Origin of the sequence: Paraburkholderia bryophila, assembly GCF_013409255.1 — a bacterium.
GTDB lineage: Bacteria > Pseudomonadota > Gammaproteobacteria > Burkholderiales > Burkholderiaceae > Paraburkholderia.
Genome location: NZ_JACCAS010000001.1, coordinates 3,567,275 through 3,592,395, shown reverse-complemented (window position 1 = coordinate 3,592,395; position 25,121 = coordinate 3,567,275). Strand labels below are relative to the sequence as shown.

The following is a 25,121-nucleotide window of genomic DNA, read 5'->3' as shown; positions in this document are numbered from 1 at the left end:
TTTTCGAGGTGATTGATGGCGGTTTCTGTTCTCGCGTCCGGTTTGGCTTCGGCTTCGGCCACTCCACCTCGCCACGTCGTCGCCGTCGTCGCGTTCGACCGCATCAGCCCGTTCCACCTGTCCGTGCCCTGCGTGGTATTCGGCGAAGACCGCAGCGACGGCGGCCTGCCCGATTTCGATTTTCGCGTCTGCGCCGCCGAAACCGGCCCGCTCACCACGACCGCCGGCTTCTCGATTGCCGTCACACATGGACTCGAAGCGCTCGCCGATGCCGACACGATCATCGTCCCAAGCTGGCGCGATCCGGACGAGACGCCGCCCGCCGAGTTGCTCGCCGCCCTGCGCGCGGCGCACGCACGCGGCGCGCAACTGGTCGGACTATGTCTGGGCGCATTCGTGCTGGCTGCCGCCGGCATTCTCGACGGCCGACCGGCATCCACGCACTGGGCCTGCGCCGACGACTTCGCGCGCCGCTACCCGCGGGTTCGGCTCGACCCCGACGTGCTCTACGTCGACGACGGCAACGTGCTGACCTCCGCCGGCACCGCCGCCGGCCTCGACTGTTGTCTGCACGTGCTGCGCAAGATGTGCGGCGCGGAAGTGGCGAACTACGTAGCGCGCCGGCTGGTGGTGTCGCCGCATCGGCAAGGCGGTCAGGCGCAATACGTCCAGCAGCCGATTCCACCGAACGTGCGCGGCGACCGGCTATCCGGCCTGCTCGATTGGGTGAGCGGCAATCTGGACGCGCCGCACACGCTCGACACGCTGGCCGCGCGTGCGTTGATGAGCCGCCGCACCTTCACACGACGTTTCCGGCTCGCCACCGGCGCGACCGTCGGCGCGTGGCTGCTGGCGCAACGGCTCGCGCGCGCGCAGCAACTGCTGGAGAGCAGCGATGAATCGGTGGAAGCGATCGCGGCGATCGCGGGGTTTGGTTCGACCGCTTCGTTACGGCAGCATTTCGCGGAAGCGTTTCGCACGTCGCCGTCCGCCTGGCGGCGGGAGTTTCGCGGAGCGTGAAGGCGGGGAAGGTTGAACGCGGCTCAAGCCGATCGCGGAAAGTGCTCGCTTCGTTTCCAGCAGGCCGGAAGATTATCGCGAAGCAGGAGCGTGTGAAGAGGTAGACCGCAGATCCGGCGACGTGCGAGACCCCACGCCGCCAACGGCGTTTCGTAGTCAGCCGCCTGGATTTCGTAGTCGCGTCGGCGCGACAACCCAAACGACAACCCAAACGAAAAACCCACCCCTCAATGCTCGCTAATCCAGCGCGCCACATACAACAACAACGCGACCAGAAAAATCATCGCCGCCCAGGCCCAATACGGCAGCGCATGTGGACTGGACTCATGCCGCGAGACCCCATGCGACGCCCCGTGCGATGCGCCATGCGACGCACTCGCCGCCCGCCCGGTCAGCGTGTTGTGATCCGCACGCGTGCGCCGCGCGATGCCGCCGAGGTTGATCGGCCGCAAAAACACATGCTGCCGACGCGCCGCCGACCCTCGCGCACGATTCGGACCTTCTCCATATTTCGCCCGCACCACCGCGTCGAATTCGGCGAAGAAATCATCCGCCAACTGATGCAGCGCGTTTTCGAGCTGGCGCGTCGGCAGTTCGGCGAGCGGTCCGGACGAGGTCGCCCAGATCGTGTAATCGATTCGCGTGCCGCGCTGTTTGCCGGCGCCGAGCGTGCTTTCGTCCGCGCGCAAACGCACTTCGATCTGACCGCGCAACGCACCGATGCCTTCGGCACGGGCTTTGAAGTTGATGGTGCGGCGCTGCGCGTCCGCCGGTCCCGAATCCTGGCCCGCCACGTGAGCACGCGCTTCGTATCGCGCACGCAATGGCCCGAGCGGCACCGTCAGCACCAGTTCGTATTCGCCGTGGGCGAGGCGCGTGAACGACTCGCAGTTATCGAGGCTGGCGCGCAACAGCGCGAGGTCTTGCAGCGCTTCCCAGACGTCGGAGGCGCCAAGCGGAATTCTTAACGCGTCGTTCAATTCCATTGCAGCCTCCCCGATAAACGCGCGGCCCGATCAGGAAGTCTGATCGATGCGATCCACGCGCGATGCGTAAAACGCCAGATACCCTTTGATCTGTTGCGCCGGCTCGAGCGGCGTTTCATAGCTCCAGACGGCGTTCTCGATCAGGCCGTCTTCGGTGCGCAGATGGAAGTATGACGCGTCGCCCTTGAACGGGCAGTGCGAAGTATGCGTGGAGCGTTCGAGGCGGGCCATGTTCACGTCCGCGCGCGGGAAATAGAACACGTCCGGCAGGCCGGTTTCCGAGAGCGTGAGCCCGGCCTGGGTATCGGCCATGGTAACGCCGCCGTGAATCATCCGCACCCGGTGGCTGTTGCCGGTGATCGAGATGGCATGTCCGCCCGCGCCCGCGCCGGGGCTTCCGTGAGGTGTCAAGGCATCGCTCATGTCCCGGCTCCGTGATGAGGTGCGGTCGTACGAACGGGTCGCACAAACGGGTCGTACAAACGGAAAAGCCACGGGGCGCGCCCGTGGCTTCATTATCGACCAAACTTCCGACAAGTGCGCGAGCTTCCTGAGTCGCGCAACTGAGCTGTCTCCCGGGGCGATCTCCCCGCCGGGCGGTCCGATCGCCCGCTTTACTGCGTCGTCCAGTAGAAGTCCGCCTTCGCGGAGCCCTTGGCCGGGATCGTCACCGCCTTGCTCTGGTCGCGGTCCTTGTACTGTGCATGCACCGTGTAGCGGCCCGGGCGCAGCTTGACCAGCATGTACGGTCCACGCGACGTGGCGCTCAGCACCTCGCCGTCATGCGCGTCAACGACTCGCACGTGAACGTCCGCGAGAAAGTCGGAGCCTGGGCCCGTGAAGCGCAACGACAACGGCCACTGGCTTTGCGCATGCTGCAGCGCCTTCGATTCGTCCTGCCCGACGCCGCCCGACACGAACGCGACGTCGCCCTTGTGCTGGATTTGCGGCATGCCGCCGCCGTTGTCGTTGCCCGCGCTGGTGTCGTCGGTGGTCGTGCCGCCGGTGGTGCCGTTCGACTGCTGTGCATACGCGCCGCCCGCCAGACCGAGCGTGAGCGCTGCGCACAGCGCGGCGGCTACGATCCTTCGCTGATTGCGTTGGGTTTTCATCGGTTCGCTCCTTGTTGAGGTCGTATCCCTTCCGGCGCCGTCCCGCGACGGCCCGGACCAAGGCAGACGCAACCTGCGTGCCACAAGGCAGATCGCGTCGTCCGGAAACCGCTGTCGCGCCGCACTGCACGGCGCACAGCGCCTTGCTTCGGTACTGCTTGACGGGTAAAACCCGCGATAAAAACAGCGATAAAGACGGATAAAAAATGCCGGTCCGCAGGCAGTAAGTGCAAGGACCGGCAAGCGTTACTTCAATTCCCGGGGCAAATCGGCCAACCGGTCCGCCAGTCCGTCAACCGATCGGTCAGCAGGACGCGACACGGCCACGCCCTGCCCGCCCAACGATCAGCCCAGATCCACCGGCACGAAGATCTGCGCGTTGTCGCGCTGGATCAGCAGCGCGATGCTGCTGCCGGCGCTGGCGATCATCTGCTTCAACTGATCGACCGTGGTGATCGGCCGGCCGTTGACCGCGAGAATCACGTCGCCCGGCTGGATGCCGGCGCTTTCCGCCGCGCCGCCCGACTGCTGCACCAGCAGACCGTGCGAGATCGAGGCGCCGCTCTTCTCTTCCGGCGTCAGCGGCCGCACCGCCACGCCGAGGCGGCCCTGCAACTGGGTCGGCTGATCCACCTTGTCGGCGGCGACCTTCGCATCCGACAACGAGCCGATCGTCACCTTCAGATCCTTGGTGGCCTTGTCGCGCCACACCTGCACGGTGGCCGAGCTACCCGGCGCCAGACCCGCGACCTGCGCCGGCAGATCCGTCGAATCGCCGACCGTCTCGCCGTTCACCGACAGAATCACGTCGCCCGGCTGCAAGCCGCCCTTCGCGGCCGGACCGCCCGGATCGACCGAGCTCACCAGCGCGCCTTGCGGCTTCTGCAGGCCGAACGAATTCGCCAGCGTCTGGTTCATGCCCTGCACCGCGACGCCGAGACGGCCGCGGCTGACGTGGCCGGTCTTGACGATGTCGTCCTTGACCTTGATCGCCTCATTGATCGGGATCGCGAACGACAGCCCCTGGAAGCCGCCAGTCTGCGAGTAGATCATCGAGTTGATGCCGATCACTTCGCCTTCCAGATTGAACAGCGGACCGCCCGAATTACCGGGGTTCACCGGCACGTCGGTCTGAATGAACGGCGTGTAGTTCTCGTTGGGCAGCGAACGCGACTTCGCGCTGATGATGCCCGAGGTCACGGTGTTGTCGAAACCATAAGGCGAGCCGATCGCGACCACCCACTGACCGACCTTGCTCTGACGCGGATCGCCGATCTTCACGGTCGGCAGATTGCTCGCGTCGATCTTCAGCACGGCGACGTCGGACTGCTTGTCGGCGCCGATCACCTTGGCCCTGAATTCGCGCTTGTCGGTGAGCTTCACGGTGACGACGTTGGCGCCGTCCACCACATGCGCGTTGGTCAGGATGTAACCGTCGCTGCTGACGATAAAGCCCGAGCCCAGGCTTGCGCTCGGCTGATCGGCCGCATCGCCGCCGTCGCCGCCTTGCATGCCCGGCATACCGCCGAAGAAGTGCTTGTAGAACTGGTAGAACGGATCGCTCGGATCGATCGGCAACTGATTGCCGCCGGCGTTGCCGCCGTTGCCGTTACCGCGCAGCGCCGTCTGCTTGACCACGTGCTTCGCGCTGATGTTGACGACGGCCGGGCCGTAGGTTTCGACCAGGCCCGAGAAGTCGGGAATGCCGGTTTTGGCCGCGGCTTCAGCGGGCATCATCGCGGCTTGCGCCGGCGTGATCACCTGCGGCGCGGGCACGTCGCGATGCCCCGCCACATAGCCGGCGGACAGCGCCACGGCGACAGCTACTGCAACAGCGCTGCGGGACAAGGTTTTCGCGTTCATCGTGTACTCCTGACTGGGAGAAAGAGGCTACTGGATGACTCGAAGCGTACGGGGCATCGCTTAAAAGAGTCTTAAGCAGCGCCAGATCGCTTCAAGCCCCTCGTTAGGGCAGCTTTAAGCCCCGTTTAAGCCACTTTACGAACAGAAAGCCTCAGCTTCTTCAGAAGCGCACGTTGACCTGCAAGCCGCCCGCAGGCGACTCGTCGAGCGACACGGCCGCATGGTGTTGCGTGGCGATCCGGCGCACGATCGCCAGTCCCAGGCCGCTGCCCGCGACATCGGTGCGCACGCGATTCGCACTGGCGCCCGCGCGATAGAAACGGTCGAACACGCGATCGCGTTCGGCCGGCTCGATGCCCGGACCGCTATCGGCGATCCGCACGGTGGGGTGCCCTTCCTCGACATGCAGACTGACGTCCACCCGGCCGCCGCGCGGCGTGTATTTGGTTGCGTTGTCCACGAGGTTGTTGAACATCACGCGCAACGCGTCGGCGTCGCCGATCACCGTGGCGGCTTCGCTCGCTTCGATGCCGAGATCGACGCCGCGATTCTGCGCGAGCGGCGCGTACTTCACCACGCAGTCCTGCAGCAACGCACGCAGATCGATCGCGTCGGTGGCGGCGAGGCCGTCCGGTTCGGAGCGCGCGAGCGCCAGCAGTTGCTCGGCGAGACGCGTGGCGCGCGTCACGCCCGCCTGCAGATCGGTCAGCGCTTCGCTGCGGGAGGCGTCGTCTTTCGCGCGCGCCACCAGTTGCGCCTGAATCTGCACGGCGGCGAGCGGCGTGCGCAATTCATGCGCGGCATCGGCGACGAATGCTTTCTGAATGTCGAGCGCGGTGGCGAGCCGTTCGAGCAGGCCGTTCAAGGCTCGCACGAGCGGCTGCACCTCAAGCGGCAGACGCTGGTCGGGCAACGGATCGAGCGCTTCGGGATGGCGCGTGTCGAGCGCGCTGGTGACACGCCGTAGCGGCTTCAGTCCGCGCCCGACGATCACCCACACCGCCACGCCCATCAACGGTAGCAGCACGATCAGCGGCCACAGCGTGCGCAGCGCGACGCTCGCGGCGAGACGGTTGCGCACCGACACCGGCTGCGCCAGTTGCACGACGTTATCACCGACGATCGCGCCATACACGCGCCAGTCACCACGCTCCGTGTGCTCGGTCGAAAACCCCAGCTCGGCGCGCGGCGCGAGCGGCGCGCGCGGACGCGAGTAGTACATCAGCACGCCGTTGCGATTCCAGATCTGCAGCACGATGCCTTCGTCGCCGGTATCGCGCGAACCGAGCACCTGCGAGAACGGTTCCGACGGCAGCGCCGCGGCAATCTGCTCCAACTGGTAATCGAACAGTTCGTTGGCTTCCGCCAGCGCCTGACGGTAAATCAGCCACCCCGCAATGCCGACGCCGAGCAACACCAGCGCAAGCAGCCAAATGAGCAATTGACGACGAATCGAACGCATCGGCTCAGGCGTCCTTCGCGATCATGTAGCCGAGGCCGCGCACGTTGCGAATCAGTTCCGCGCCGAGCTTTTTGCGCAGCGCGTGAATGTAGACCTCGACGGTATTGCTGCCGATCTCTTCGCCCCAGCCGTACATTTTTTCTTCGAGCTGGCTCTTCGACAGCACCGCGCCGGGACGCGCGAGCAACGCTTCCAGCAGCGCGAATTCACGCGCCGACAAGGCCACCGGCGCACCGTCGAGCGTGACCTGATGCGACGCGGGATCGAGCGTCAGATTGCCGTGGCGAATCGTCGAATCGCTGCGGCCCGATTGACGGCGGATCAGCGCGCGCATGCGGGCGCCGAGTTCGTCGAGATCGAAAGGTTTGACAAGGTAATCGTCGGCGCCGGCGTCGAGGCCCTTGACGCGATCGGCCACCGCGTCGCGCGCGGTGACGATCAGCACCGGCAGCGCATGGCCGCGCGCGCGCAGGGTGCGCAACACGTCGAGACCGTCGCGCCTGGGCAGACCGAGATCGAGCAGCACCAGATCGTAAGGTTGCGAGCCGGCCGCGCTGAGCGCCGCTTCGCCGTCTTCCACCCAGTCGACCGCGAAGCCTTCGCCGCGCAGCGCCTTGCGCACACCTTCGGCGATCATCCGGTCGTCTTCGACTAGCAAGATGCGCATGGTTATCCGTTCCGAAACGTTAAGCGATGCCGCATTCTAGCGCCCGCCATCACCGTGCACGCCGCTTGACGCTTTTTTCACCGCAGCCTCACGGCATGTCTCTACAATGGGCGCTTTGCGTCGCGCGGCGCTGGTATGCGACGCACCTCGATGCATCCCCGGATTACCGCGTGCCCCACGCCCTGACATTTTGCTTTTTCGCCCGTCCATGACGCACGCTTTTCTGTCTTCTCTCGCACGCCGCCTGCATCGTGTCGCGCTGCGCTCGCGCTGGTTTTCTTCTCCTGTTCCCGCTACTGCTTCTGCTTCCGCTTCGGCCCGCATGCCGCGCCGTTTCGTGCAGCGGACCGCGGCCGGGTGGATGCTCGCCTGCGCCCTACTCGGTAGCGGTGCGGCCGCTTCGTTGCCACTCGCCGCGCAGGCGCGTGTCAAGGCGACGCATCCGAGCGTCAACGTCACCACCGTGCTGCCGCAGTCGGTCATGCTCGGCTTGCAGCGCGCGCACGTGCCCTTGTCGTCGATCAGCGTGGTCGTCGAAAAGGTCGGCGACCGCACGCCGATCGTCGCACTGAACGCCGGCAAACCGATGATGCCCGCCTCGACGATGAAGCTCGTCACCACCTATTCCGGCCTGTCGATTCTCGGCCCCGATTATCGCTGGCGCACCAGTGCGTACGCGGACGGCAACGTCGACGCCAACGGCGTGCTGCACGGCAATCTTTACATTCAGGGCACGGGCGATCCGAAGCTCGTGCCGGAAGAATTGATCGACCTCGTGCAGAAGATCCACAAGGCGGGCATCACTGGAATCGATGGCGCGCTGGTGCTCGACAAGCGCTACTTCGATCCGTCCACGCGCGACCTGCCGCCGTTCGACGACGACGCCACCGCACCGTACAACGTCGGCCCCGATCCGCTGCTGTATGCATTCAAATCGCTGTCGTTCACGCTCACGCCGTCGCCCGACGGCAGCGTCGCGATCGACGTGCTGCCGGCGCTCGCGCAATTGCAGATCGACAATCAGATGCACGCGGTCAACGGCCCATGCCGTGGCGATGCGTCGACGGTCTCGCCGAGCGTCACGCCGCAGCCGAACGGCACGGTCGTCGCGTCGTTCAGCGGCGACTATTCGGTGCGCTGCGGCCCGCGCACGATCAACGTCGCGGTGCTCGATCATTCAGCGTTTTTCGCGGGCGGCTTTCTCGCGCTGTGGCAGCAAACCGGCGGCACCTTCAACGGCGCGACCCGCGAAGGCGCAGTGCCGGTCGGCGCCAAACTGGTCGCCACGCACGACGGGCCGATGCTGGCCGACATCGTTCGCGACATCAACAAGTTCAGCAACAACACGATGGCGCGCAATCTGTTCCTGACCATCGGCGCCGCCGAAGAAAAGCCGCCTGCGACGCCCGCCAAATCCGCGCGCGCGATCCAGGCGTTTCTGCGCCGCGACGCTGTGGACATGGAATACCTGACGCTCGACAACGGCTCGGGTCTGTCGCGCGACGAGCACGTCACCGCGCTCTCGCTCGCCGATCTGTTGCAGCGGGCCAATGCGAGTCCGGTCGCCCAGGTGTTCGTGGAGTCGCTGCCCATCGCTGGCGTGGACGGCACCATGCGCAACCGCCTCACCAACCAGGGCGCGGGCGGCAACGCGCACATCAAGACCGGCACCTTGCGCGACGTGCGTGCGATCGCCGGCTACGTGGCGTCGGCGGATGGCAACAGCTACGTGGTCGTCAGCCTGATCAACGATCCGCATTCGGAAGCCGCGCGCGCGGCCCATGACGCATTGCTCGAATGGGTCTACCAGGGTCCGTCCCAGGGCTTCACGAAAGTGTCCGATCCCGTCGCGGAACCGCGCAGCAGCCGCACCAGCAAGCCCAGGAAAAACCCGCACCAGCGCGCGGCCCACTGAGGTTTCCTTCTAGCGAAGCCGCGCGCCGCAATGCTCCCAAGCGTGTACGCTGTCGGGCAGTGTTTGAGGTGCGCGTAAAACGCTCGCGTGGCGCGCAAGCCATGCATCCGTAGCGGTCGCGTGGCCTAATCAAACGATAACGACACGACCCGCTGCGTATCGCGCAGCGGCCAGGGACCACGGAGGAAGACACGATGCAATTCGATGCGGAATTGCTGCTGCTCGCCATGGCGCCAGTCTTTCTCGCATGCATCGGCTGGGAGGCGTGGCACCTGCGGCGCACACGCCCGGGCGCGCAGCTTTATAGCTGGCGCGACACGTTCTGCAACGCCGCGCTCGCGCTGATGCAGCAAGCCGCCGACAAGCTCGCGTGGCTCGCCATCATTCCCGTCTACGCGTTCTTCTACGATCACTACCGCGTCACCACGTGGCAGGCCAACTGGGTCTCGTTCGTGGTGCTGTTCATCGCGCAGGATCTGCTCTACTACGTGTTCCATCGTTGCAGCCATCGCGTGCGCTGGTTGTGGGCCGCGCATGTCGTGCATCACTCGTCGGAGCGGATGAATTTTTCGACCGCGTTCCGCCAGAGCCTGATGTACCCGATCGCGGGCATGTGGCTGTTCTGGATTCCGCTCGCCGTATTCGGCTTTCCGCCGAAGCAGATCGTCGCGATCGTGCTGATCAATCTCGGCTTCCAGTTCTTCGTTCATACGCAGGCGATCGGCAAGCTCGGCTGGCTCGAATACGTGTTCAACACACCGTCGATTCATCGCGTGCATCACGCGCGCAACGATCGCTACATCGACCGCAACTATGCCGGCGTGCTGGTGATCTGGGATCGCCTGTTCGGCAGCTACGTGGAAGAAGATCCGCACGAGGCGCCGGTGTACGGCATCGTCGAACCGCTGCACACCTACAACCCGCTGAAGGCGACGTTTCACGAATGGACGTCGATGGCCGCCGACTTCGCGAGCGTGCGTGGCTGGCGCAACAAGTGGCGCGCGCTGTTTGCGCCGCCCGCGTGGGCCGCGGATTATCATGCGCGCCGCGTCGCGGGCTCAGCCGCTTCGAGCCGCATGGCGGAGGTAGAGGAAAACCATACGGCTGCGTTTGAAACGCCGCGCAGGCCGTAGAAGATTCTGTAAGCTGTCGTCACGCCGCCGACGCGGTGGGCGCTGCCTGCAACACATGGCGCAAGGGCCACACATACGAGGAGATGTAGTCAACATGAAACAAACAACATCGAAGAAACAAGCCTGGTTGCGCGTCACGCAGATCGCCATGGCCAGCACGGCGTTTGCCATGCTCGTCGCTTGCGGCGGCGGCAGCGACAACAACAACAACGCCAGCAGCACGCCGGCGGGCGGCGTGAAACTGCAGGTCGTGTCGTTCGGCGACAGCTTGTCGGACGTCGGCACGTACGCACCGGTGATCCAGTCGAGCTTCGGCGGCGGCCGCTTCACGACCAACCCGGGCGAAGTGTGGACGCAGAAGGTCGCGGAATACTACGGCGGCACGTTGAGCGCCGCGTATCTGGGCGGCTTCGGCAAACCGCTGGTGGCAGCCGGCGGCTTCGGCTACGCGCAAGGCGGCTCCGACGTCGTCAACCCGCAAGGCGAAGGCTGGGCGCCGAACAGCATGGCAGCCACGACGGTGCCGGTCGTGACCCAGGTGGCCAACTACCTGAGCGCGAACACGAGCTTCAACGCGAACCAGCTCGTGCTGATCAACGGCGGCGCGAACGACATCTTCCAATTCGCCGGCACCACGGCGAATCTGACGGCGCTCGCCACCGCGCTGGCTACGCAATATCCGCAACTCGTCGCGGCGGGCCAACTGCCGAACACGCCGGCGGGCCAGGTGACGTTCATCGCCGGCTACCTGCAGCAGTTGCCGAACCCGCAGATCGCTACGGCGGCCGCGCAACTCGCCGCGCAGATTCAAACCATCGTCGGCTCGGGCGCGACGCACGTGGTGGTCTCGACGGTGCCGGACATCGGCAACACGCCGCAAGGCGTTCAGGCCAACGCGGCCTCGCCCGGCGCGGCTGCACTGCTGACGGGCATTACCGCGGCGTATAACGGCATCCTGCTGCAGAACCTGCAGGCACGTGGTCTGGTGGGTACGGGCAAGGTCATCGTGGCCGATGCGTTCACGTGGCTGGACCAGCAATTGCCGAACTACCAGGCGCTGGGCTTCACGGTGTCCAACACGGGCACGGCGTGTAACCTGTCGTCGATGGTGGCGAATGCAACCGCGTACGCAACCGCGAACCCGAGCGCCACGAACGGCCTGACGCCGGCTCAGTACGGTTCGCAGTTCGGCTCGTCGCTGTTCTGCTCGCCGCAGACCTATACGGTGGCCGGCGCTGACCAGACCTACATGTTCGCGGATCTGGTTCACCCGAGCACGCACCTGCACGCGTTGTTCGCGCAGTACGTCACGCAACAGATCGCGGCGACGGGTCTGGGCAAGTAAGTTGACGGTCGCCGTGTAGCGGCGATGATGGATGCAGATGTGAAAACGCCCGGCTTGGCGATCAAGCCGGGCGTTTTTGTTGGTGCTTGGGTTGGCGGGCTGGGCTGGGTGGAAAAGCATGCTTGTGTGTGCATGCTTGTGTTCGCCGTGCGATTCGTGCGCCGTGCAAGCCCTGCGCTATTCGGCACTGAGCAAGCAGCCGCTTGCATCAAACCCGCCGCTTACCCCTGCGCTTCGAATGCCGCGGCGGCTCTTCCTAACCGGTCATTGACAGCGATCCATTCAATCGTGTCGGGCAGCTTCTCGATCAGAATACGCGTGACGTTCGCGCGATCCAGCGCTCTGAGCAAGCCATACAACTCGCGCGCATAGAGATGCGGATCTTCCGGCGCGGCGATGAAATGCACGCCTTCGGCATCCGCCCAATGGCCCGCTCGCGATGCCCGCGCTACCAGCGCGACCCGCTCGCCCGCGTCGCGTGCAGCGAGCAGAGGCTCGAGCGCGCCGAACGGCAATAGCGCCAGCGGCGTGCGCGGTGCGTAATGCGCCTTCAACGTGCCCGAAGCGCGCGGCGCGGTGGCGTCCGATCCATCCGGCAGACGCGGCGCTTCGCCGAGCACGTCGGCGATATCTTGCGGGGTGACGCGGCCCGGTCTCAACAGCGCTGGGAATCCGCGCGACAGATCGACAATCGTCGATTCGATGCCGACGTCCGACGCGCCGCCGTCCAGCACATGAATCGCCCCGCCGAACTCGTCGCGCACATGCTGCGCGGTGGTCGGGCTGACATGCCCAAAGCGGTTCGCCGACGGTGCGGCCACGCCGCCATGTCCGCCGCGCAATGCGCTGAACGCTTGCAACAACGCTTGCGCCACCGGGTGCGACGGGCAACGCAAGCCCACCGAATCCTGGCCGCCGCTGACGGCTGGATCGATATGCGCGGCGCGCTTCAGGATCAGTGTGAGCGGGCCCGGCCAGAACGCGTCGATCAGACGTTGCGCGTCGGCCGGTAAATGCTCGACCCAGTAGTTCGGATCGCCATTCGGTGCGAGATGCACGATCACCGGATGATTCGCCGGCCGGCCCTTCGCCGCGTAAATGCGGGCGACCGCGTCCGGACTCTCGGCGTCGCCGCCGAGGCCATACACCGTCTCCGTGGGAAACGCGACCAGCCCGCCCGCGTCGAGCAACGCGGCCGCGTGCTCGATCTGCGCGGCGCTCACGGGCAAGACGCTCGCGGCGCCTTCGGCTTCAGCGGGTTTCGGTTGATCCGGCATGGCGCGCGCGTCAGCTCGTGAGAATGTGCAAAAGCCGCGCGCAATCGCGCCCGGCCGTGCGGGCTTCTTCGAGCGTCGCCGCCGTGAAGTTCACGTGGCCCATCTTGCGGCCGCAACGCGCTTCTTCCTTGCCGTACAGATGCAGACGCGCCGCCGGCATGGCGGCGACTTCGTGCCACGGCGGCGTGACCGCCGCGCCCTTCGGGCCGTCCGGAAACCACACGTCGCCGAGAATGTTCAGCATCACCGCCGGCGAGTGCTGGCGCGTGTCGCCGAGCGGCATGCCGGTCATGGCGCGGACCTGCTGTTCGAACTGGCTGGTCGCGCAGGCGTCCACCGTGTAGTGGCCGGAATTGTGCGGACGCGGCGCCATTTCGTTGGCCACCAGCGAGCCGTCTTCGAGAATGAAAAACTCGACGCACAGCACGCCTACATAGCCGAGCTTCTCGGCGATTTGCAACGCGGCCTGCTGCGCCTGTTCGACGAGCGTCGGGCTCGCGTCCGGCGCCGGCACGATGGTGTGCGACAGCACGCCGTCGCGATGCGTGTTCTGCGCGAGCGGATAAATCGCCGACGCACCGCTCGCCGCACGCGCGATCAGCGCAGAGACTTCGAACTTCAGCGGCAAACGCTTTTCGAGCACGCACGGCACGCCGGCGAGCGACGCATGCGCCTCGCGCACTTCTTCCGCGTTGCGCACGCGAATCTGGCCTTTGCCGTCGTAGCCCATGCGGGCCGTTTTGAGGATGCCGGGCAGCACGGCTTCGAGCGCTGCGTCGTCGAGCGCGGCAAGCGCGTCCGACGATTCGATCACCACGTGCGGCGCCACCGTCACGCCCGACGACGCGATAAAGCGCTTCTCGGCAATGCGGTCTTGCGCCACGGCGACGCAACGGCCGGCCGGGCTAACGAAGGTGGTCTTGGCGAGGAAATCGAGGCTCGCCGCCGGCACGTTCTCGAATTCGGTCGACACCGCCGCGCACAATCGCGCGAGTTCGGTCAGCGACGCTTCGTCGTCGTAAGCCGCGCGCAGATGGCGGTCGGCCACGGCGCCCGCCGGACTGTTTTCGTCCGGGTCGAGTATGGCGACGCGATAGCCCATGGCCTGAGCGGCAAAGCAGAACATACGGCCGAGCTGGCCGCCACCGACCATGCCAAGCCATGCGCCGGGCAGAATCGGTGAAACCGGTGTGTTGTCTGGGTTCATCTTAGTGGTCGGTCGCGGCCGGGGGGCTTGCCTTAGGACAGACAGGCAGGCACCCGGCCGGGGTTCGGACAATAACTTTCTTGCATGAGACCAAAGTCAGTGCTTAGCGCTAACGCCGGTCGACCGCAACAAGTGTATGGACCGGAGCAAGCGCCAAAGCGCTAACTCTGGTCGACAGGGGACGTCTTTATAAGGTCAATCTCGGCGCTTACAGCGCCGGCAATACCATCGCATGAGCCGCTTCATTCTGGCGTACGCGGAACGCCGCCAGTTTCTCTGCGTACTCGGCGCTCGTGCCGCTCAGAATCGACACCGCGAACAGCGCCGCATTCGCCGCGCCCGCTTCGCCGATTGCGAACGTGGCGACCGGCACGCCCTTGGGCATCTGCACGATCGAATGCAGCGAATCGACGCCCTTCAGGTACTTGCTCGCCACCGGCACGCCGAGCACCGGCACCGTGGTCTTGGCCGCCAGCATGCCCGGCAGATGCGCCGCGCCGCCCGCGCCCGCGATGATCGCGCGGATCCCGCGCTCGCGCGCGCTTTCAGCATAGGCGAACATTTCGTCGGGCATGCGGTGCGCGGACACCACCTTCGCTTCGTACGGCACGCCGAATTCCTGCAGAATCGCCACGGCGTTTTTCATCACTTCCCAGTCGGAACTGGAGCCCATCAGCACGCCGACAACCGGCGCGCCATGCGTATGGGCGGTTTGAGCTTCACTCATGTTACGGCTTCCTTGTGTCTCGATCCGTGCAAACCGTAATCAGGCGAGCTTCTGGCCAGTCAGGCGTTCGAGCGCTTCCTGATACTTTTCGCCCGTCTTCGTGACCACTTCGTCCGGCAGCTTCGGCGCCGGCGGTTCTTTCTTCCACGTTTGCGTTTCGAGCCAGTCGCGCACGAACTGCTTGTCGAACGACGGCGGGTTCGTGCCGACCTGATACTGATCCGCCGGCCAGAAGCGCGACGAATCCGCGGTCAACGCTTCGTCCATCAGATACAGCTTGCCATGGTTGTCCAGACCGAACTCGAACTTGGTGTCCGCGATGATGATGCCGCGGGTCGCCGCGTAATCCGCCGCTTCCTTGTACAGCTTGATCGAGATGTCGCGGATCGTGGCCGACAGTTCGGTGCCGATGCGACGCTCCATCTCGTTGTACGTGATGTTTTCGTCGTGATGACCCATTTCGGCCTTGGCGGCCGGCGTGAAGATCGGCTCGGGCAGCTTCTGCGCGTTTTGCAGACCCGCCGGCAGTTCCACGCCGCATACCGAACCGGTGGCCTGGTAGTCTTTCCAGCCGCTGCCGGCCAGATAGCCGCGCACCACGGCTTCGACGAGGATCGGCTCGAGGCGCTTCACCACCACGGCACGGCCCTTCACCTGCTCGACTTCGTCAGCCGCCACCACGGATTCGGGCGCCACGCCCGTCAGGTGATTCGGCACTACATGCGCGAGTTTGTCGAACCAGAAGTTCGCCATTTCGTTGAGCACGCGTCCCTTATTCGGAATCGGCTCGCCCATGATGACGTCAAACGCCGACAGACGGTCGGTCGTGACGATCAGCAACTGGTCGTTGCCCACCGCATAGTTGTCGCGGACTTTACCGCGGCCGAGCAACGGCAGCGAGCGGAGCGTGGATTCGTAGAGGGTAGACATCGTCGTGGTTCGCTAAAAGTGGGGCAAAAAGTGTGACCGGAACAAAAGGGAAAGGCCGTTCCCCGGATGATGCGGGAACGGCGGTCTAACCACAACCTGGCCGGATGGCCAGGCATAAAGCCTGGGCGTCGGGCCAGATATCAGCTTAGCGGACTTAACGGGCTTAGCGCACGACTTGCGCGAACTCGCCCGATTTGTACTTCTCCGCGATTTTATCAAGCGAAACCGGCTTGATCTTGCCCGCCTGGCCTTCGCAGCCGAATTGCGTGTAACGCTCGATACAGACCTTCATGGCGGCGTCGCGCGCCGGCTTCAGGTAATCGCGCGGATCGAACTTGCCCGGGTTGGTCGCCATGTAGCGGCGGATCGCGCCGGTGATCGCCAGACGCAGATCGGTGTCGATGTTGATCTTGCGCACGCCGTTCTTGATGCCTTCCTGAATTTCTTCGACCGGCACGCCGTAGGTTTCCTTCATGTCGCCGCCGAATTCGCGGATTTCCGCGAGCAGTTCCTGCGGCACCGACGACGAACCGTGCATCACCAGATGGGTGTTCGGAATGCGCTGGTGGATTTCCTTGATGCGCTGGATCGACAGAATGTCGCCCGTGGGCTTCTTGCTGAACTTGTACGCGCCGTGCGACGTACCGATCGCGATCGCCAAAGCGTCGCATTGCGTCAGCTTGACGAAGTCGGCGGCCTGCTCCGGATCGGTCAGCAGTTGCTCGCGAGTCATCAGGCCGTCAGCGCCGTGACCGTCTTCCTTGTCGCCCTTCATGGTTTCCAGCGAACCGAGCACGCCCAGTTCCGCTTCCACCGTGATACCGATCGAGTGCGCGGCGTCTACTACGCGGCGCGACACTTCGACGTTGTACTCGTACGAGGCGACGGTCTTGCCGTCGGCTTCGAGCGAGCCGTCCATCATCACGCTGGTGAAACCGCTGCGGATCGCGGCCATGCAGACCGCCGGCGACTGGCCGTGGTCCTGGTGCATCACGACCGGAATGTGCGGATACGACTCGACCGCGGCTTCGATCAGATGGCGCAGAAACGGCTCGCCCGCGTACTTACGCGCACCGGCGGAAGCCTGCATGATGACCGGCGCGTTGACCTTGTCGGCCGCCATCATGATCGCCTGCACCTGCTCCAGATTGTTCACGTTGAATGCCGGCAAGCCATAGCCGTTTTCGGCGGCATGGTCGAGCAGTTGACGCATTGATACGAGAGGCATGCTTAACTCCTTAGATTGAAACGAATTCTTGTGCCGTCGGCATCTTTTGGGCGATTTTATCGCGAAGCAAACCGCATACCCGCTGTACACCTGTCCACACCTGCCCTAAAGCGCCGGGCGTTCCTGGACGCCGCCATGCGCGATTGGAGCGAGTGCGCCGCCTCTCGCGGGGCATGCAGCTGCTTCGCTTAAATCCTCTCCGTGCCGATCGGGCAGTCTGCCTGCTGTCGACGAGAGTGAGCGCCTACGGCGCCGGCTCTCGTCCCATGCCGGACAGTGGCTGCCAAATCAAATCAATACGGCTCGCCGACTCGCACGATTTTCAACGTATTCGTGCCGCCGGCCTGACCCATCGGCTCGCCGACGGTCAGCACCACCATGTCGCCACGCGACGCGTAACCCTTGCTCACCACGGTTTCCAGCGCCTGTTGCAACGCGGTGTCGCGGTCGGTGTTGGTGTCCAGATGCAGCGAGGTCACGTTGCGGTACAGCGCCATGGCGCGTTCGCTGCCGACCCGCGGCGTGAGCGCGAAGATCGGCACGTGGGTCCAGTGACGCGACATCCACAGCGCGGTGGAACCGGATTCGGTCAGCGCCACGATCGCCTTCGCGCCCAGGTGGTAGGCGGTGAAGAGCGCGCCCATCGCGATCGACTGGTCGATGCGGGTGAACGTGCGGTCGAGGAAATCCTTGTCCAGTTCCGACTGCTCCGACTTCTCGGCTTCGACACAGATCGCCGCCATCGTTTCGATGGTCTGCACCGGGTACTTGCCGGCCGCGGATTCCGCCGACAGCATCACCGCGTCGGTGCCGTCCAGCACCGCGTTGGCGACGTCCGACACTTCAGCGCGGGTCGGCACCGGTGCGTAGATCATCGACTCCATCATCTGGGTCGCGGTGATCACGAACTTGTTCGATTCACGCGCCATCCGGATCATGCGCTTTTGCAGCGCCGGGACTGCGGCATTGCCCACTTCCACGGCCAGATCGCCACGCGCGACCATGATGCCGTCCGACGCGTCGAGAATGCCTTGCAGCGCCGGAATCGCTTCCGCGCGCTCGATCTTGGCGATCATCTTCGGCTTGATGCCGTACGGCGCACCGGCGATGTTCGCCAGTTGGCGAGCCATTTCCATGTCGGTGGCGTTCTTCGGGAACGAGACCGCGACATAGTCGACGCCGAGCGACATGGCCGTGCGGATGTCTTCCATGTCTTTCGCGGTCAGCGCGGGCGCCGACAGGCCGCCGCCCTGGCGGTTGATGCCCTTGTTGTTCGACAGCTCGCCGCCGATCTTGACGATCGTATGGATCTCGCTGCCGATCACACGCGCGACGTCCAGCACGATCAGGCCGTCGTTGAGCAACAGCACGTCGCCCGGTTTCAGGTCGCGCGGCAGGTCTTTGTAGTCGAGACCGGCGCGCTGCTCGTTGCCGAGTTCGCATTCGGCGTCGAGGATAAACGGCTCGCCGGCGACCAGCATGATCTTGCCGTTTTCAAACTTACCGACCCGAATCTTCGGGCCTTGCAGGTCAGCCATGATGGCGACTTCACGGCCGGCCTGGCGGGCCGCCTCGCGCACGAATTCGGCGCGCTGGCGGTGGTCGTCGGCGGTGCCGTGCGAGAAATTGAGCCGCACCACGTCCAGTCCTGCCTGAATCATTTGCAGCAGGATTTCCGGCGTGTTGGAAGCCGGTCCGATGGTGGCGACAATCTTGGTGGCGCGATGCATGAGTCTCCTCGTCTGGGTGAGATCGCTGGGAATAGCGCTGCGAGTCGGATGCGGAGGCTGCGCACCGAAAGATGCTGCCGGGGGCTGCGCGCCGGTTGAAACCAGCGTCGCTTTATGGGGTGAAGCGGTGTTCGACACCAGCACGGGGCGTGCTGGCGGTTCGGCGAGCGCGACCTCGTCGTCCAGGAGTTCTGCCTGCGATTGCGCGGCTTGTCCGGTGGACAAGTCCGCTGCTTCGCCGGTAGTGGTCAACTCCGCGTGCGCGAGGGGCGAGCCGGATTCTTCGGGTTGCGGCGTTTCCGCGGTGTTCACCGCGGTCGGGTCCGCCGCAGCCTGGGTGGCCGCGGAGCGCGCTGCACGCTCCCCTGCCTGTGCTGCTTCGGTGTTGCGCGGCGCCTTGGCGCCACGCGTTTTTGCAGACTTTGTCATGGGGGAGCGCGCCGTCACGTTAAGCCCGCGATTCCAGAACTTCGACAGCGGGCAGTTTCTTGCCCTCGAGGAACTCGAGGAAGGCGCCGCCGCCGGTCGAGATATAGCTGATCTTGTCCTGGATGCCGTACTTGGCGATCGCCGCGAGCGTGTCGCCGCCGCCTGCGATCGAGAACGCCGACGACTTGGCGATAGCGTCCGCCAGCGTTTTCGTGCCGTTGCCGAACTGATCGAATTCGAACACGCCGACCGGGCCGTTCCACACGATCGTGTCGGCTTTTTCCAGTTGCAAGGCGAGCACCTTGGCGGTTTCCGGTCCAATGTCGAGGATCAGGTCGTCGTCTTGCACGTCGGCGACGGCTTTCACTTCGGCCTTGGCGGTCGGCGAAAACTCTTTGGCCGTGACCACGTCCATCGGGATCGGCACCGAGGCGCCGCGGGCCTTGGCGGCTTCGATAATGACTTTGGCTTCGTCCAGCAGATCGGGTTCGGCGAGCGACTTGCCGATCTTCAAGCCGGCGGCCAGCATGAACGTATTGGCGATACCGCCGCCGACGATCAGTTGATCGACCTTGTCGGCGAGCGATTTCAGAATGGTCAGCTTGGTCGACACCTTCGAACCGGCGACGATCGCCACCAACGGACGCTTCGGCGCGCCGAGCGCCTTGCCGAGCGCTTCGAGCTCAGCTGCCAGCAGCGGGCCGGCGCACGCGATGGGCGCGTATTTGGCGATACCGTGGGTGGTCGCTTCCGCGCGGTGCGCGGTGCCGAACGCGTCGTTCACGTAGATGTCGCAGAGCTTCGCCATTTTCTGCGCGAGCTCGTCGGAATCTTTCTTTTCGCCCTTGTTGACGCGGCAGTTTTCCAGCAGCACGACCGAGCCCGGCGCGACGTTCACGCCGTTTTCGACCCAGTTGGCGACCAGCGGCACATCGCGGCCGAGCAGGTCGGCCAGACGCTTGGCGACCGGCGCGAGCGAGTCTTCCGGCTTGAAAGCGCCCTCGGTCGGGCGGCCCAGGTGCGACGTGACCATCACGGCGGCGCCGGCGTCGAGCGCGGCCTTGATGGCCGGCACGGAGGCGCGGATGCGCGTGTCTTCGGTGATGTTGCCTTGATCGTCCTGCGGCACGTTCAGATCGGCGCGGATGAACACGCGTTTGCCGGAAAGCTTGCCTTCGGCGTTCAGATCAGAGAGACGCAATACCTTGTTCATGGGCGTTTGTGTGCGAGTTGAGAAGAAGGCGGTGGCGGACGGCGCGCTATCGTTTCCCAGCGCGGCGAACTCCAGCGCTAAGGCACGGCTGCGGCTCCACGGAATCGGGCGCCGGCGGCAAAGCCGCGGCTCGCGCGCCGTGCACCCGCGCGCTTATCCCGGAAACAAGCATTTTAACTGATCCACACTGCCTCCTGACCCGCAAGCGGGCGAATGTCCCGTATTTGGAGAATGCGCGCTGAATGCCCGTTGAATGCGGCAATGCAGCATTTTTCTGGCCGCCCGCTACAGCACGAGGCGTAACAACGTGAACACAAGCATGCCGACGACAATCGTGCCGAGCATGCTGCGCCGCCATAAAAACCAGCCGAGACCCGCCAGCGTCGCGTAGAACTCGTGGTTGGAGGGCGCGAACGACAGACCGTCGGGCGTCGCCAGCACGTCGGGCAACACCACCGCCGCGAGCGCCGCGGCCGGCGCGTAGCGCAGCATCTTCTGCACGCGCGGCGGCAACACCGTGCGCTCGCCGCCGATTAGAAACATGGCGCGTGTCACCGCGGTGACGAAGGTCATGCCGAAGATGGCGAGCCAGATCTGGGTGGAGGTCATCGGGAATCTCCGGCGCTGCTGCGGATGCGGCGCAAGTCGGCGCGCTCGACCATCAGGTCGGCGGCGCTGCCGGCCACGATTGCCGCGATCACCGCCAGCGGCAACGCGAGCCGGTAAGGAAGGTCGAATGCGAGCAGCGACACCACGCCGGCAATGCTGACCGCCACCAGCGTGGAGCGGCTCGCGATCGCCGACACCATGATCGGCAGCAACGCGAGTGTGCCCGCCAGCGCGAGCCCCCAGTTGTCCGGAATCAGGCTCGCCAGCAGAATCCCCGCGATCGACGAGACCTGCCACGACAACCAGCTGCACAGCGCCATGCCCCAGTAGTACGCCTCCTTGCCCGGCAGGTAGCCGGCTGGGAAGCTCTTCTTCTGGAACAGCAGATAGATCACGTCGCCGTTGAAGTAGCCGAGCACGATGCGGCGCCACATTGGCAGATAGGAGAAGTGCGGCGCGAGGCCGACGCTGAAGATCACGAAACGCGTGTTGACCATGGCCGCGGTGAGCAGCACGGTCCAGATCGGCAGTTTGGCGGCGAGCAGCGGCAGCACCGCCAGTTGCGACGAACCGGCGTAGCACAGCAGCGACATGGTGAGCGCCTGCGGCAGCGTGAGCACCGATTTGCTCATGGCAATGCCGGTGACGAGACCCCACGAGAAAATCGCCATCAGCGTCGGCGAATAATCGCGCGCGCCCTCACGGAAGGCACGGCGATCGGTATCAGACAGACGAGCGAGCATGAGAGGCGATACGAGGGCGCCAAAGAACGCCGCTGCGGTGGGAAGTCGGCGCCAGGTCGTCAAGCACCCGCTGGCGCATCCGGAGATGAATTATGCGTGCGCTGGATTATAGCGTCCGACCTGCGCCCGAATGCCCGTTTCGTGTGCAAAAGACGCTAAAATGACGCTCTTCGCCCCACCCCACGACAAACCGCCGGGCCGACCGCCGGTTGTCTTGCGCCCTCGTGGGCCTGCCGCCAGGCGGCGGGTTTGGGGACTCACAACGCACCCGCTGGAGAATCGTATGTCAATGGCCGACCGCGACGGCAAGATCTGGATGGATGGCAAGCTCATCGATTGGCGCGACGCCAAGATCCACGTGCTTACCCACACGCTGCATTACGGCATGGGCGTTTTTGAAGGCGTCCGCGCCTACAAGACGGCGGACGGCGGCACGGCGATTTTCCGCCTGCAGGAACACACCAAGCGTCTGTTGAACTCGGCCAAGATCTTCCAGATGGACGTGCCGTTCGACCACGAAACGCTCGCCGCCGCGCAATGCGAAGTGGTCCGCGAAAACAAGCTCGAATCCTGCTATCTGCGCCCGATCATCTGGGTCGGTTCGGAAAAGCTCGGCGTGTCGGCCAAGGGCAACACGATCCACGTGGCGATCGCGGCGTGGCCGTGGGGCGCTTACCTCGGCGAAGACGGCATTGCCAAGGGCATTCGCGTCAAGACGTCGTCGTTCACGCGCCATCACGTGAACGTGTCCATGGTCCGCGCGAAGGCGTCGGGCTGGTACGTGAACTCGATCCTCGCCAACCAGGAAGCCATCACCGACGGCTACGACGAAGCGCTGCTGCTCGACGTGGACGGCTACGTGTCGGAAGGCTCGGGCGAGAACTTCTTCCTCGTCAACAACGGCAAGCTGTACACGCCGGATCTGGCGTCGTGCCTCGACGGCATCACGCGCGACACCGTCATCACGCTGGCGCGCGACGCGGGCATCGAGGTGATCGAAAAGCGCATTACGCGCGACGAGGTCTACACTTGCGACGAAGCGTTCTTCACCGGCACCGCCGCCGAAGTCACGCCGATCCGCGAACTCGACAACCGTACGATCGGCTCGGGCACGCGCGGCCCGATCACGGAGAAGCTGCAATCGGGCTTCTTCGATATCGTGAACGGCAAGAGCGACAAGTACGCGCACTGGCTCACCAAGATTTAACGCGCGCTGCGCCAAGTCCGCCGGCTCTCGCTGGCGAGTTGAGGCGCAACGCACGAACCCTGCATACAACGAGAACGTCCCATGAGCGAAATCAAGGAAATGCCGCTGGTCGAACTGTCGGCGAAAGACCTGCCGGCGTACTGTCCGAACCCGGCCATGCCGCGCTGGAGCGCGCATCCGCGCGTCTTTATCGACGTCACGCACGGCGAAGCGCGTTGCCCGTATTGCAGCACGCGTTACAAGCTGCGTGACGGCGAAGTGGTCAAGGGTCATTGAACCCGTCCCGCTGAGCACTGATCGATTGCGGCACTGTCTGCCGATGCTATTTGCCGACGCTGTTCGTCGGCGATGTTTGCCGGTGTTGCCTGCCCATTCATTGCGCGCCGGCAGGCCGCAATGACACCAGCATGCAGGCAGGTACCCCGCAGCACGGCCGCCACCGCGGCGCGTCGGGCCACACCGGCAGCGCGCCATGCGGCTAGCGGCCCTTCCCCTTTGACACACCCGAACGCCACGCGCACCCCGCGCGCGGCGCTTCGTTTCGACACCGGAACCTCACTCTGATGCGTCGCGCGTTGGTTATCGCACCGAACTGGATCGGTGACGCATTGATGGCGCAGCCGCTGTTTGCGCGCCTCGTGAAATTGCATCCGCGCATCGTGATCGATGCGGTCGCGCCCTCGTGGGTTGCGCCCGTGCTCGAACGCATGCCGGAAATCCGCGACGTCTACGCCACCGACCTCGCGCACGGCAAGCTGCAAATGCTGCGCCGCTGGCAACTGGCGAGCGATCTGCGCGATGTCGGCTACGACGCGGCCTACGTGCTGCCGAATTCGCTCAAATCCGCGCTGATTCCGTGGCTGGCGGGCGTGCCGCTGCGCATCGGCTACACCGGCGAGAGCCGTTACGGCCTGCTCAACGTACGTCACGCGAATCCGCGTAAAGACGAGCGTCCGCCGATGGTCGGCCAGTACGCCGCGCTCGCCTACGCGCCCGGCGCCAAGGTCCCCGACGACCTGCCGATGCCGCGCCTCGACGCCGATCTGAACGAAGCGTCTCGGGTATCGGCACGCTTCAATCTGGATACGCGGGTGCCGCTGCTGGTGTTCTGTCCGGGCGCCGAGTACGGTCCCGCCAAACGCTGGCCGCCCGAGCATTTCGCCGCGCTCGCGCAAATGGTCGGCCAGTCGTTCCCGTACACGCAGATCGTCGCGCTCGGTTCGCCGAAAGACGCGCCGCTGGCGCAGGCCATCGCCGAACGCGCGCCGAACGTGCGCAACCTGTGCGGCCAGACCGCGCTGGGCGAGGCTTGCGCGCTGATCTCGCGGGCCAACGCGGTCGTCACGAACGATTCCGGCCTGATGCACGTGACCGCCGCGCTGCGCCGGCCGCTGGTGGCCGTGTACGGTTCGACCGATCCGCGCCATACGCCGCCCTTGTCCGAGCTCGCGAAGGTACAATGGCTTCATCTCGAATGCAGCCCCTGTTTTGAGCGCGAGTGTCCGCTCGGTCACCTGAACTGCCTGAAGCAGTTGAGCGCCGAGCAGGTCTTCAGCGATTTGCGCGGCATGCTGCTCACGCAGCGCTGAGCCGATCGAAGATCCATCGGAGACCGATTGACACTTGCACGCAACACCGCACGCCCCTGAGCGCGTCGCGTCATGTTCGCGCCTTGCAGCGCGGGCAATCTGGCGCTCGGGTGCGATGGTCCGGTGTCCCGGACCGTCCCGCTGACCGCTGCCCCGCAACCGCGCGCCGCGCACAAGAGACTGACGAGCCATGCCACGTTTTGCCCATATCTTCGAAGCCGCCGCCGATACCCTCAACGCCTACTATCAGGCCATTTCCGAGGTCAATATCGACAGCTTGATGGGCCTGTGGATCGATGAGGAGTTCGTCAGTTGCATCTGCGCCGACGGCTCCCATTTGCATGGCCTCGACAGCATTCGCGCCGGCTTGCAGATCCAGCTCGAAACCGCACGCGTCACGATCGAACCGCTCGACATTCGCGTCTACGACAGCCTCGGCACGGTCGTCTACGCAATCGCCGAAGCGCACCGCCCGGCCGACCCGAAGGCCACGCCCGCCATGGTTTTCACGACCTACGTGATGGTTCACGAACGCGGCGAATGGCGCATCGCGCACATTCACGCGAGCCCCATGCCGAACGAGGCCGCCAGCCAGTTCGCCACCAAGATGCGGCACGGCCAGGGGTCGCTGCACTGAGGTGCGGCTCGGCTTGGTTCTTTTGTCTTCGAAGCCGGTATGAGCACGCCCCGCAAGCATTCTCCCGATCCTGAGCCGGCGGAAACTCTGAC

The 25,121-nt window shown here is 65.0% G+C and carries 23 protein-coding genes; 8 read left to right on the top strand and 15 right to left on the bottom strand.

The features are described from left to right. The first annotated feature begins 15 nt into the window (after positions 1-15). Positions 16-1,020: a helix-turn-helix domain-containing protein gene (locus tag GGD40_RS16100; RefSeq protein ID WP_179744220.1), complete on the top strand. Its 1,005-nt coding sequence runs from the start codon at positions 16-18 to the stop codon at positions 1,018-1,020. Between the two features lie 227 nt (positions 1,021-1,247). Here GGD40_RS16100 and GGD40_RS16095 read toward each other — a convergent pair whose 3' ends face one another. The 6 genes from GGD40_RS16095 to GGD40_RS16070 all read right to left on the bottom strand — a co-directional run bounded on the left by GGD40_RS16095 (position 1,248) and on the right by GGD40_RS16070 (position 7,110). Continuing rightward, the gene (locus GGD40_RS16095; RefSeq protein WP_179744219.1) at positions 1,248-2,006 is read right to left on the bottom strand and encodes a CoxG family protein; all 759 of its coding nucleotides are present in this window, start codon (positions 2,004-2,006) and stop codon (positions 1,248-1,250) included. Positions 2,007-2,036: 30 nt separating this feature from the next. Beyond that, positions 2,037-2,429, bottom strand: a complete 393-nt coding sequence (locus tag GGD40_RS16090; protein WP_179744218.1) for a DUF427 domain-containing protein — start codon at positions 2,427-2,429, stop codon at positions 2,037-2,039. A gap of 191 nt (positions 2,430-2,620) precedes the next feature. Continuing rightward, on the bottom strand, positions 2,621-3,118 hold the full coding sequence (locus tag GGD40_RS16085) for a carboxypeptidase-like regulatory domain-containing protein (RefSeq protein ID WP_179703173.1): 498 nt from the start codon (positions 3,116-3,118) through the stop codon (positions 2,621-2,623). A 345-nt stretch (positions 3,119-3,463) separates the two neighbouring features. After that, positions 3,464-4,981, bottom strand: a complete 1,518-nt coding sequence (locus GGD40_RS16080) for a DegQ family serine endoprotease (RefSeq protein ID WP_179744217.1) — start codon at positions 4,979-4,981, stop codon at positions 3,464-3,466. Between the two features lie 160 nt (positions 4,982-5,141). After that, a complete protein-coding gene (locus GGD40_RS16075; RefSeq protein ID WP_179703171.1) occupies positions 5,142-6,443 on the bottom strand; it encodes an ATP-binding protein in 1,302 nt (433 codons plus the stop codon). A gap of 4 nt (positions 6,444-6,447) precedes the next feature. Beyond that, positions 6,448-7,110, bottom strand: a complete 663-nt coding sequence (locus tag GGD40_RS16070; protein WP_179703170.1) for a response regulator — start codon at positions 7,108-7,110, stop codon at positions 6,448-6,450. Positions 7,111-7,318: 208 nt separating this feature from the next. Between GGD40_RS16070 and dacB the strand changes: the two genes are divergently transcribed. From dacB to GGD40_RS16055, 3 genes are all read left to right on the top strand, one after another. Beyond that, positions 7,319-9,025, top strand: a complete 1,707-nt coding sequence (gene dacB, locus GGD40_RS16065) for a D-alanyl-D-alanine carboxypeptidase/D-alanyl-D-alanine endopeptidase (RefSeq protein ID WP_179744216.1) — start codon at positions 7,319-7,321, stop codon at positions 9,023-9,025. 194 nt (positions 9,026-9,219) lie between these two features. Beyond that, positions 9,220-10,158 (top strand): sterol desaturase family protein, encoded by a 939-nt coding sequence (locus tag GGD40_RS16060; protein ID WP_179744215.1) that lies wholly within the window; start codon positions 9,220-9,222, stop codon positions 10,156-10,158. 94 nt (positions 10,159-10,252) lie between these two features. Then, positions 10,253-11,503: an SGNH/GDSL hydrolase family protein gene (locus tag GGD40_RS16055; protein WP_179703167.1), complete on the top strand. Its 1,251-nt coding sequence runs from the start codon at positions 10,253-10,255 to the stop codon at positions 11,501-11,503. A gap of 221 nt (positions 11,504-11,724) precedes the next feature. Here the strand turns inward: GGD40_RS16055 and GGD40_RS16050 are convergent, their stop codons facing one another. The 9 genes from GGD40_RS16050 to GGD40_RS16010 all read right to left on the bottom strand — a co-directional run bounded on the left by GGD40_RS16050 (position 11,725) and on the right by GGD40_RS16010 (position 21,596). Next, positions 11,725-12,780 carry an L-threonylcarbamoyladenylate synthase gene (locus GGD40_RS16050; protein WP_179703166.1) on the bottom strand — a complete coding sequence of 352 codons (1,056 nt, stop codon included), beginning with the start codon at positions 12,778-12,780 and terminating at the stop codon, positions 11,725-11,727. 10 nt (positions 12,781-12,790) lie between these two features. Next, positions 12,791-13,987: a 5-(carboxyamino)imidazole ribonucleotide synthase gene (locus GGD40_RS16045; protein WP_179744214.1), complete on the bottom strand. Its 1,197-nt coding sequence runs from the start codon at positions 13,985-13,987 to the stop codon at positions 12,791-12,793. Between the two features lie 208 nt (positions 13,988-14,195). Then, positions 14,196-14,714: a 5-(carboxyamino)imidazole ribonucleotide mutase gene (purE, locus tag GGD40_RS16040; RefSeq protein WP_029968172.1), complete on the bottom strand. Its 519-nt coding sequence runs from the start codon at positions 14,712-14,714 to the stop codon at positions 14,196-14,198. 39 nt (positions 14,715-14,753) lie between these two features. Next, positions 14,754-15,644 carry a phosphoribosylaminoimidazolesuccinocarboxamide synthase gene (locus GGD40_RS16035; RefSeq protein ID WP_179703163.1) on the bottom strand — a complete coding sequence of 297 codons (891 nt, stop codon included), beginning with the start codon at positions 15,642-15,644 and terminating at the stop codon, positions 14,754-14,756. A gap of 163 nt (positions 15,645-15,807) precedes the next feature. Then, positions 15,808-16,872 (bottom strand): class II fructose-bisphosphate aldolase, encoded by a 1,065-nt coding sequence (gene fba, locus GGD40_RS16030; RefSeq protein WP_179744213.1) that lies wholly within the window; start codon positions 16,870-16,872, stop codon positions 15,808-15,810. 293 nt (positions 16,873-17,165) lie between these two features. Then, positions 17,166-18,602 (bottom strand): pyruvate kinase, encoded by a 1,437-nt coding sequence (gene pyk / locus GGD40_RS16025; RefSeq protein ID WP_176058868.1) that lies wholly within the window; start codon positions 18,600-18,602, stop codon positions 17,166-17,168. Between the two features lie 448 nt (positions 18,603-19,050). Next, complete coding sequence (locus GGD40_RS16020) at positions 19,051-20,244, bottom strand: phosphoglycerate kinase (RefSeq protein WP_179744212.1); 1,194 nt, start codon at positions 20,242-20,244, stop codon at positions 19,051-19,053. A 285-nt stretch (positions 20,245-20,529) separates the two neighbouring features. After that, positions 20,530-20,853, bottom strand: coding sequence for an AzlD domain-containing protein (locus GGD40_RS16015; RefSeq protein ID WP_105509332.1), 324 nt, complete (start codon positions 20,851-20,853; stop codon positions 20,530-20,532). After that, positions 20,850-21,596, bottom strand: coding sequence for an AzlC family ABC transporter permease (locus GGD40_RS16010; RefSeq protein ID WP_105509333.1), 747 nt, complete (start codon positions 21,594-21,596; stop codon positions 20,850-20,852). Before GGD40_RS16010 ends, GGD40_RS16015 begins: the two co-directional genes overlap by 4 nt. 283 nt (positions 21,597-21,879) lie before the next feature. Between GGD40_RS16010 and GGD40_RS16005 the strand changes: the two genes are divergently transcribed. The 4 genes from GGD40_RS16005 to GGD40_RS15990 all read left to right on the top strand — a co-directional run bounded on the left by GGD40_RS16005 (position 21,880) and on the right by GGD40_RS15990 (position 25,029). After that, the gene (locus GGD40_RS16005) at positions 21,880-22,803 is read left to right on the top strand and encodes a branched-chain amino acid transaminase (protein WP_179744211.1); all 924 of its coding nucleotides are present in this window, start codon (positions 21,880-21,882) and stop codon (positions 22,801-22,803) included. A gap of 81 nt (positions 22,804-22,884) precedes the next feature. Further along, positions 22,885-23,079: a zinc-finger domain-containing protein gene (locus GGD40_RS16000; RefSeq protein ID WP_064268765.1), complete on the top strand. Its 195-nt coding sequence runs from the start codon at positions 22,885-22,887 to the stop codon at positions 23,077-23,079. A gap of 287 nt (positions 23,080-23,366) precedes the next feature. Next, positions 23,367-24,392 (top strand): lipopolysaccharide heptosyltransferase II, encoded by a 1,026-nt coding sequence (gene waaF / locus GGD40_RS15995; protein ID WP_179708491.1) that lies wholly within the window; start codon positions 23,367-23,369, stop codon positions 24,390-24,392. 190 nt (positions 24,393-24,582) lie between these two features. After that, positions 24,583-25,029, top strand: a complete 447-nt coding sequence (locus GGD40_RS15990) for a nuclear transport factor 2 family protein (RefSeq protein WP_179744210.1) — start codon at positions 24,583-24,585, stop codon at positions 25,027-25,029. Positions 25,030-25,121: the final 92 nt, after the last annotated feature.

Excerpts from the sequence above, each read along its gene's own strand:
- GGD40_RS16060 (WP_179744215.1), top strand. The coding sequence starts at position 9,220 with ATGCAATTCGATGCGGAATTGCTGCTGCTCGCCATGGCGCCAGTCTTT.
- GGD40_RS16000 (WP_064268765.1), top strand. The coding sequence starts at position 22,885 with ATGAGCGAAATCAAGGAAATGCCGCTGGTCGAACTGTCGGCGAAAGAC.
- GGD40_RS16100 (WP_179744220.1), top strand. The coding sequence starts at position 16 with ATGGCGGTTTCTGTTCTCGCGTCCGGTTTGGCTTCGGCTTCGGCCACT.
- GGD40_RS16095 (WP_179744219.1), bottom strand. The coding sequence starts at position 2,006 with ATGGAATTGAACGACGCGTTAAGAATTCCGCTTGGCGCCTCCGACGTC.
- GGD40_RS16035 (WP_179703163.1), bottom strand. The coding sequence starts at position 15,644 with ATGTCTACCCTCTACGAATCCACGCTCCGCTCGCTGCCGTTGCTCGGC.
- GGD40_RS16090 (WP_179744218.1), bottom strand. The coding sequence starts at position 2,429 with ATGAGCGATGCCTTGACACCTCACGGAAGCCCCGGCGCGGGCGCGGGC.
- GGD40_RS16015 (WP_105509332.1), bottom strand. The coding sequence starts at position 20,853 with ATGACCTCCACCCAGATCTGGCTCGCCATCTTCGGCATGACCTTCGTC.
- GGD40_RS16055 (WP_179703167.1), top strand. The coding sequence starts at position 10,253 with ATGAAACAAACAACATCGAAGAAACAAGCCTGGTTGCGCGTCACGCAG.
- GGD40_RS15990 (WP_179744210.1), top strand. The coding sequence starts at position 24,583 with ATGCCACGTTTTGCCCATATCTTCGAAGCCGCCGCCGATACCCTCAAC.
- purE (WP_029968172.1), bottom strand. The coding sequence starts at position 14,714 with ATGAGTGAAGCTCAAACCGCCCATACGCATGGCGCGCCGGTTGTCGGC.
- GGD40_RS16010 (WP_105509333.1), bottom strand. The coding sequence starts at position 21,596 with ATGCTCGCTCGTCTGTCTGATACCGATCGCCGTGCCTTCCGTGAGGGC.
- GGD40_RS16045 (WP_179744214.1), bottom strand. The coding sequence starts at position 13,987 with ATGAACCCAGACAACACACCGGTTTCACCGATTCTGCCCGGCGCATGG.
- GGD40_RS16070 (WP_179703170.1), bottom strand. The coding sequence starts at position 7,110 with ATGCGCATCTTGCTAGTCGAAGACGACCGGATGATCGCCGAAGGTGTG.
- GGD40_RS16020 (WP_179744212.1), bottom strand. The coding sequence starts at position 20,244 with ATGAACAAGGTATTGCGTCTCTCTGATCTGAACGCCGAAGGCAAGCTT.
- GGD40_RS16075 (WP_179703171.1), bottom strand. The coding sequence starts at position 6,443 with ATGCGTTCGATTCGTCGTCAATTGCTCATTTGGCTGCTTGCGCTGGTG.
- fba (WP_179744213.1), bottom strand. The coding sequence starts at position 16,872 with ATGCCTCTCGTATCAATGCGTCAACTGCTCGACCATGCCGCCGAAAAC.
- GGD40_RS16050 (WP_179703166.1), bottom strand. The coding sequence starts at position 12,780 with ATGCCGGATCAACCGAAACCCGCTGAAGCCGAAGGCGCCGCGAGCGTC.
- GGD40_RS16085 (WP_179703173.1), bottom strand. The coding sequence starts at position 3,118 with ATGAAAACCCAACGCAATCAGCGAAGGATCGTAGCCGCCGCGCTGTGC.
- GGD40_RS16005 (WP_179744211.1), top strand. The coding sequence starts at position 21,880 with ATGTCAATGGCCGACCGCGACGGCAAGATCTGGATGGATGGCAAGCTC.
- waaF (WP_179708491.1), top strand. The coding sequence starts at position 23,367 with ATGCGTCGCGCGTTGGTTATCGCACCGAACTGGATCGGTGACGCATTG.
- GGD40_RS16080 (WP_179744217.1), bottom strand. The coding sequence starts at position 4,981 with ATGAACGCGAAAACCTTGTCCCGCAGCGCTGTTGCAGTAGCTGTCGCC.
- pyk (WP_176058868.1), bottom strand. The coding sequence starts at position 18,602 with ATGCATCGCGCCACCAAGATTGTCGCCACCATCGGACCGGCTTCCAAC.
- dacB (WP_179744216.1), top strand. The coding sequence starts at position 7,319 with ATGACGCACGCTTTTCTGTCTTCTCTCGCACGCCGCCTGCATCGTGTC.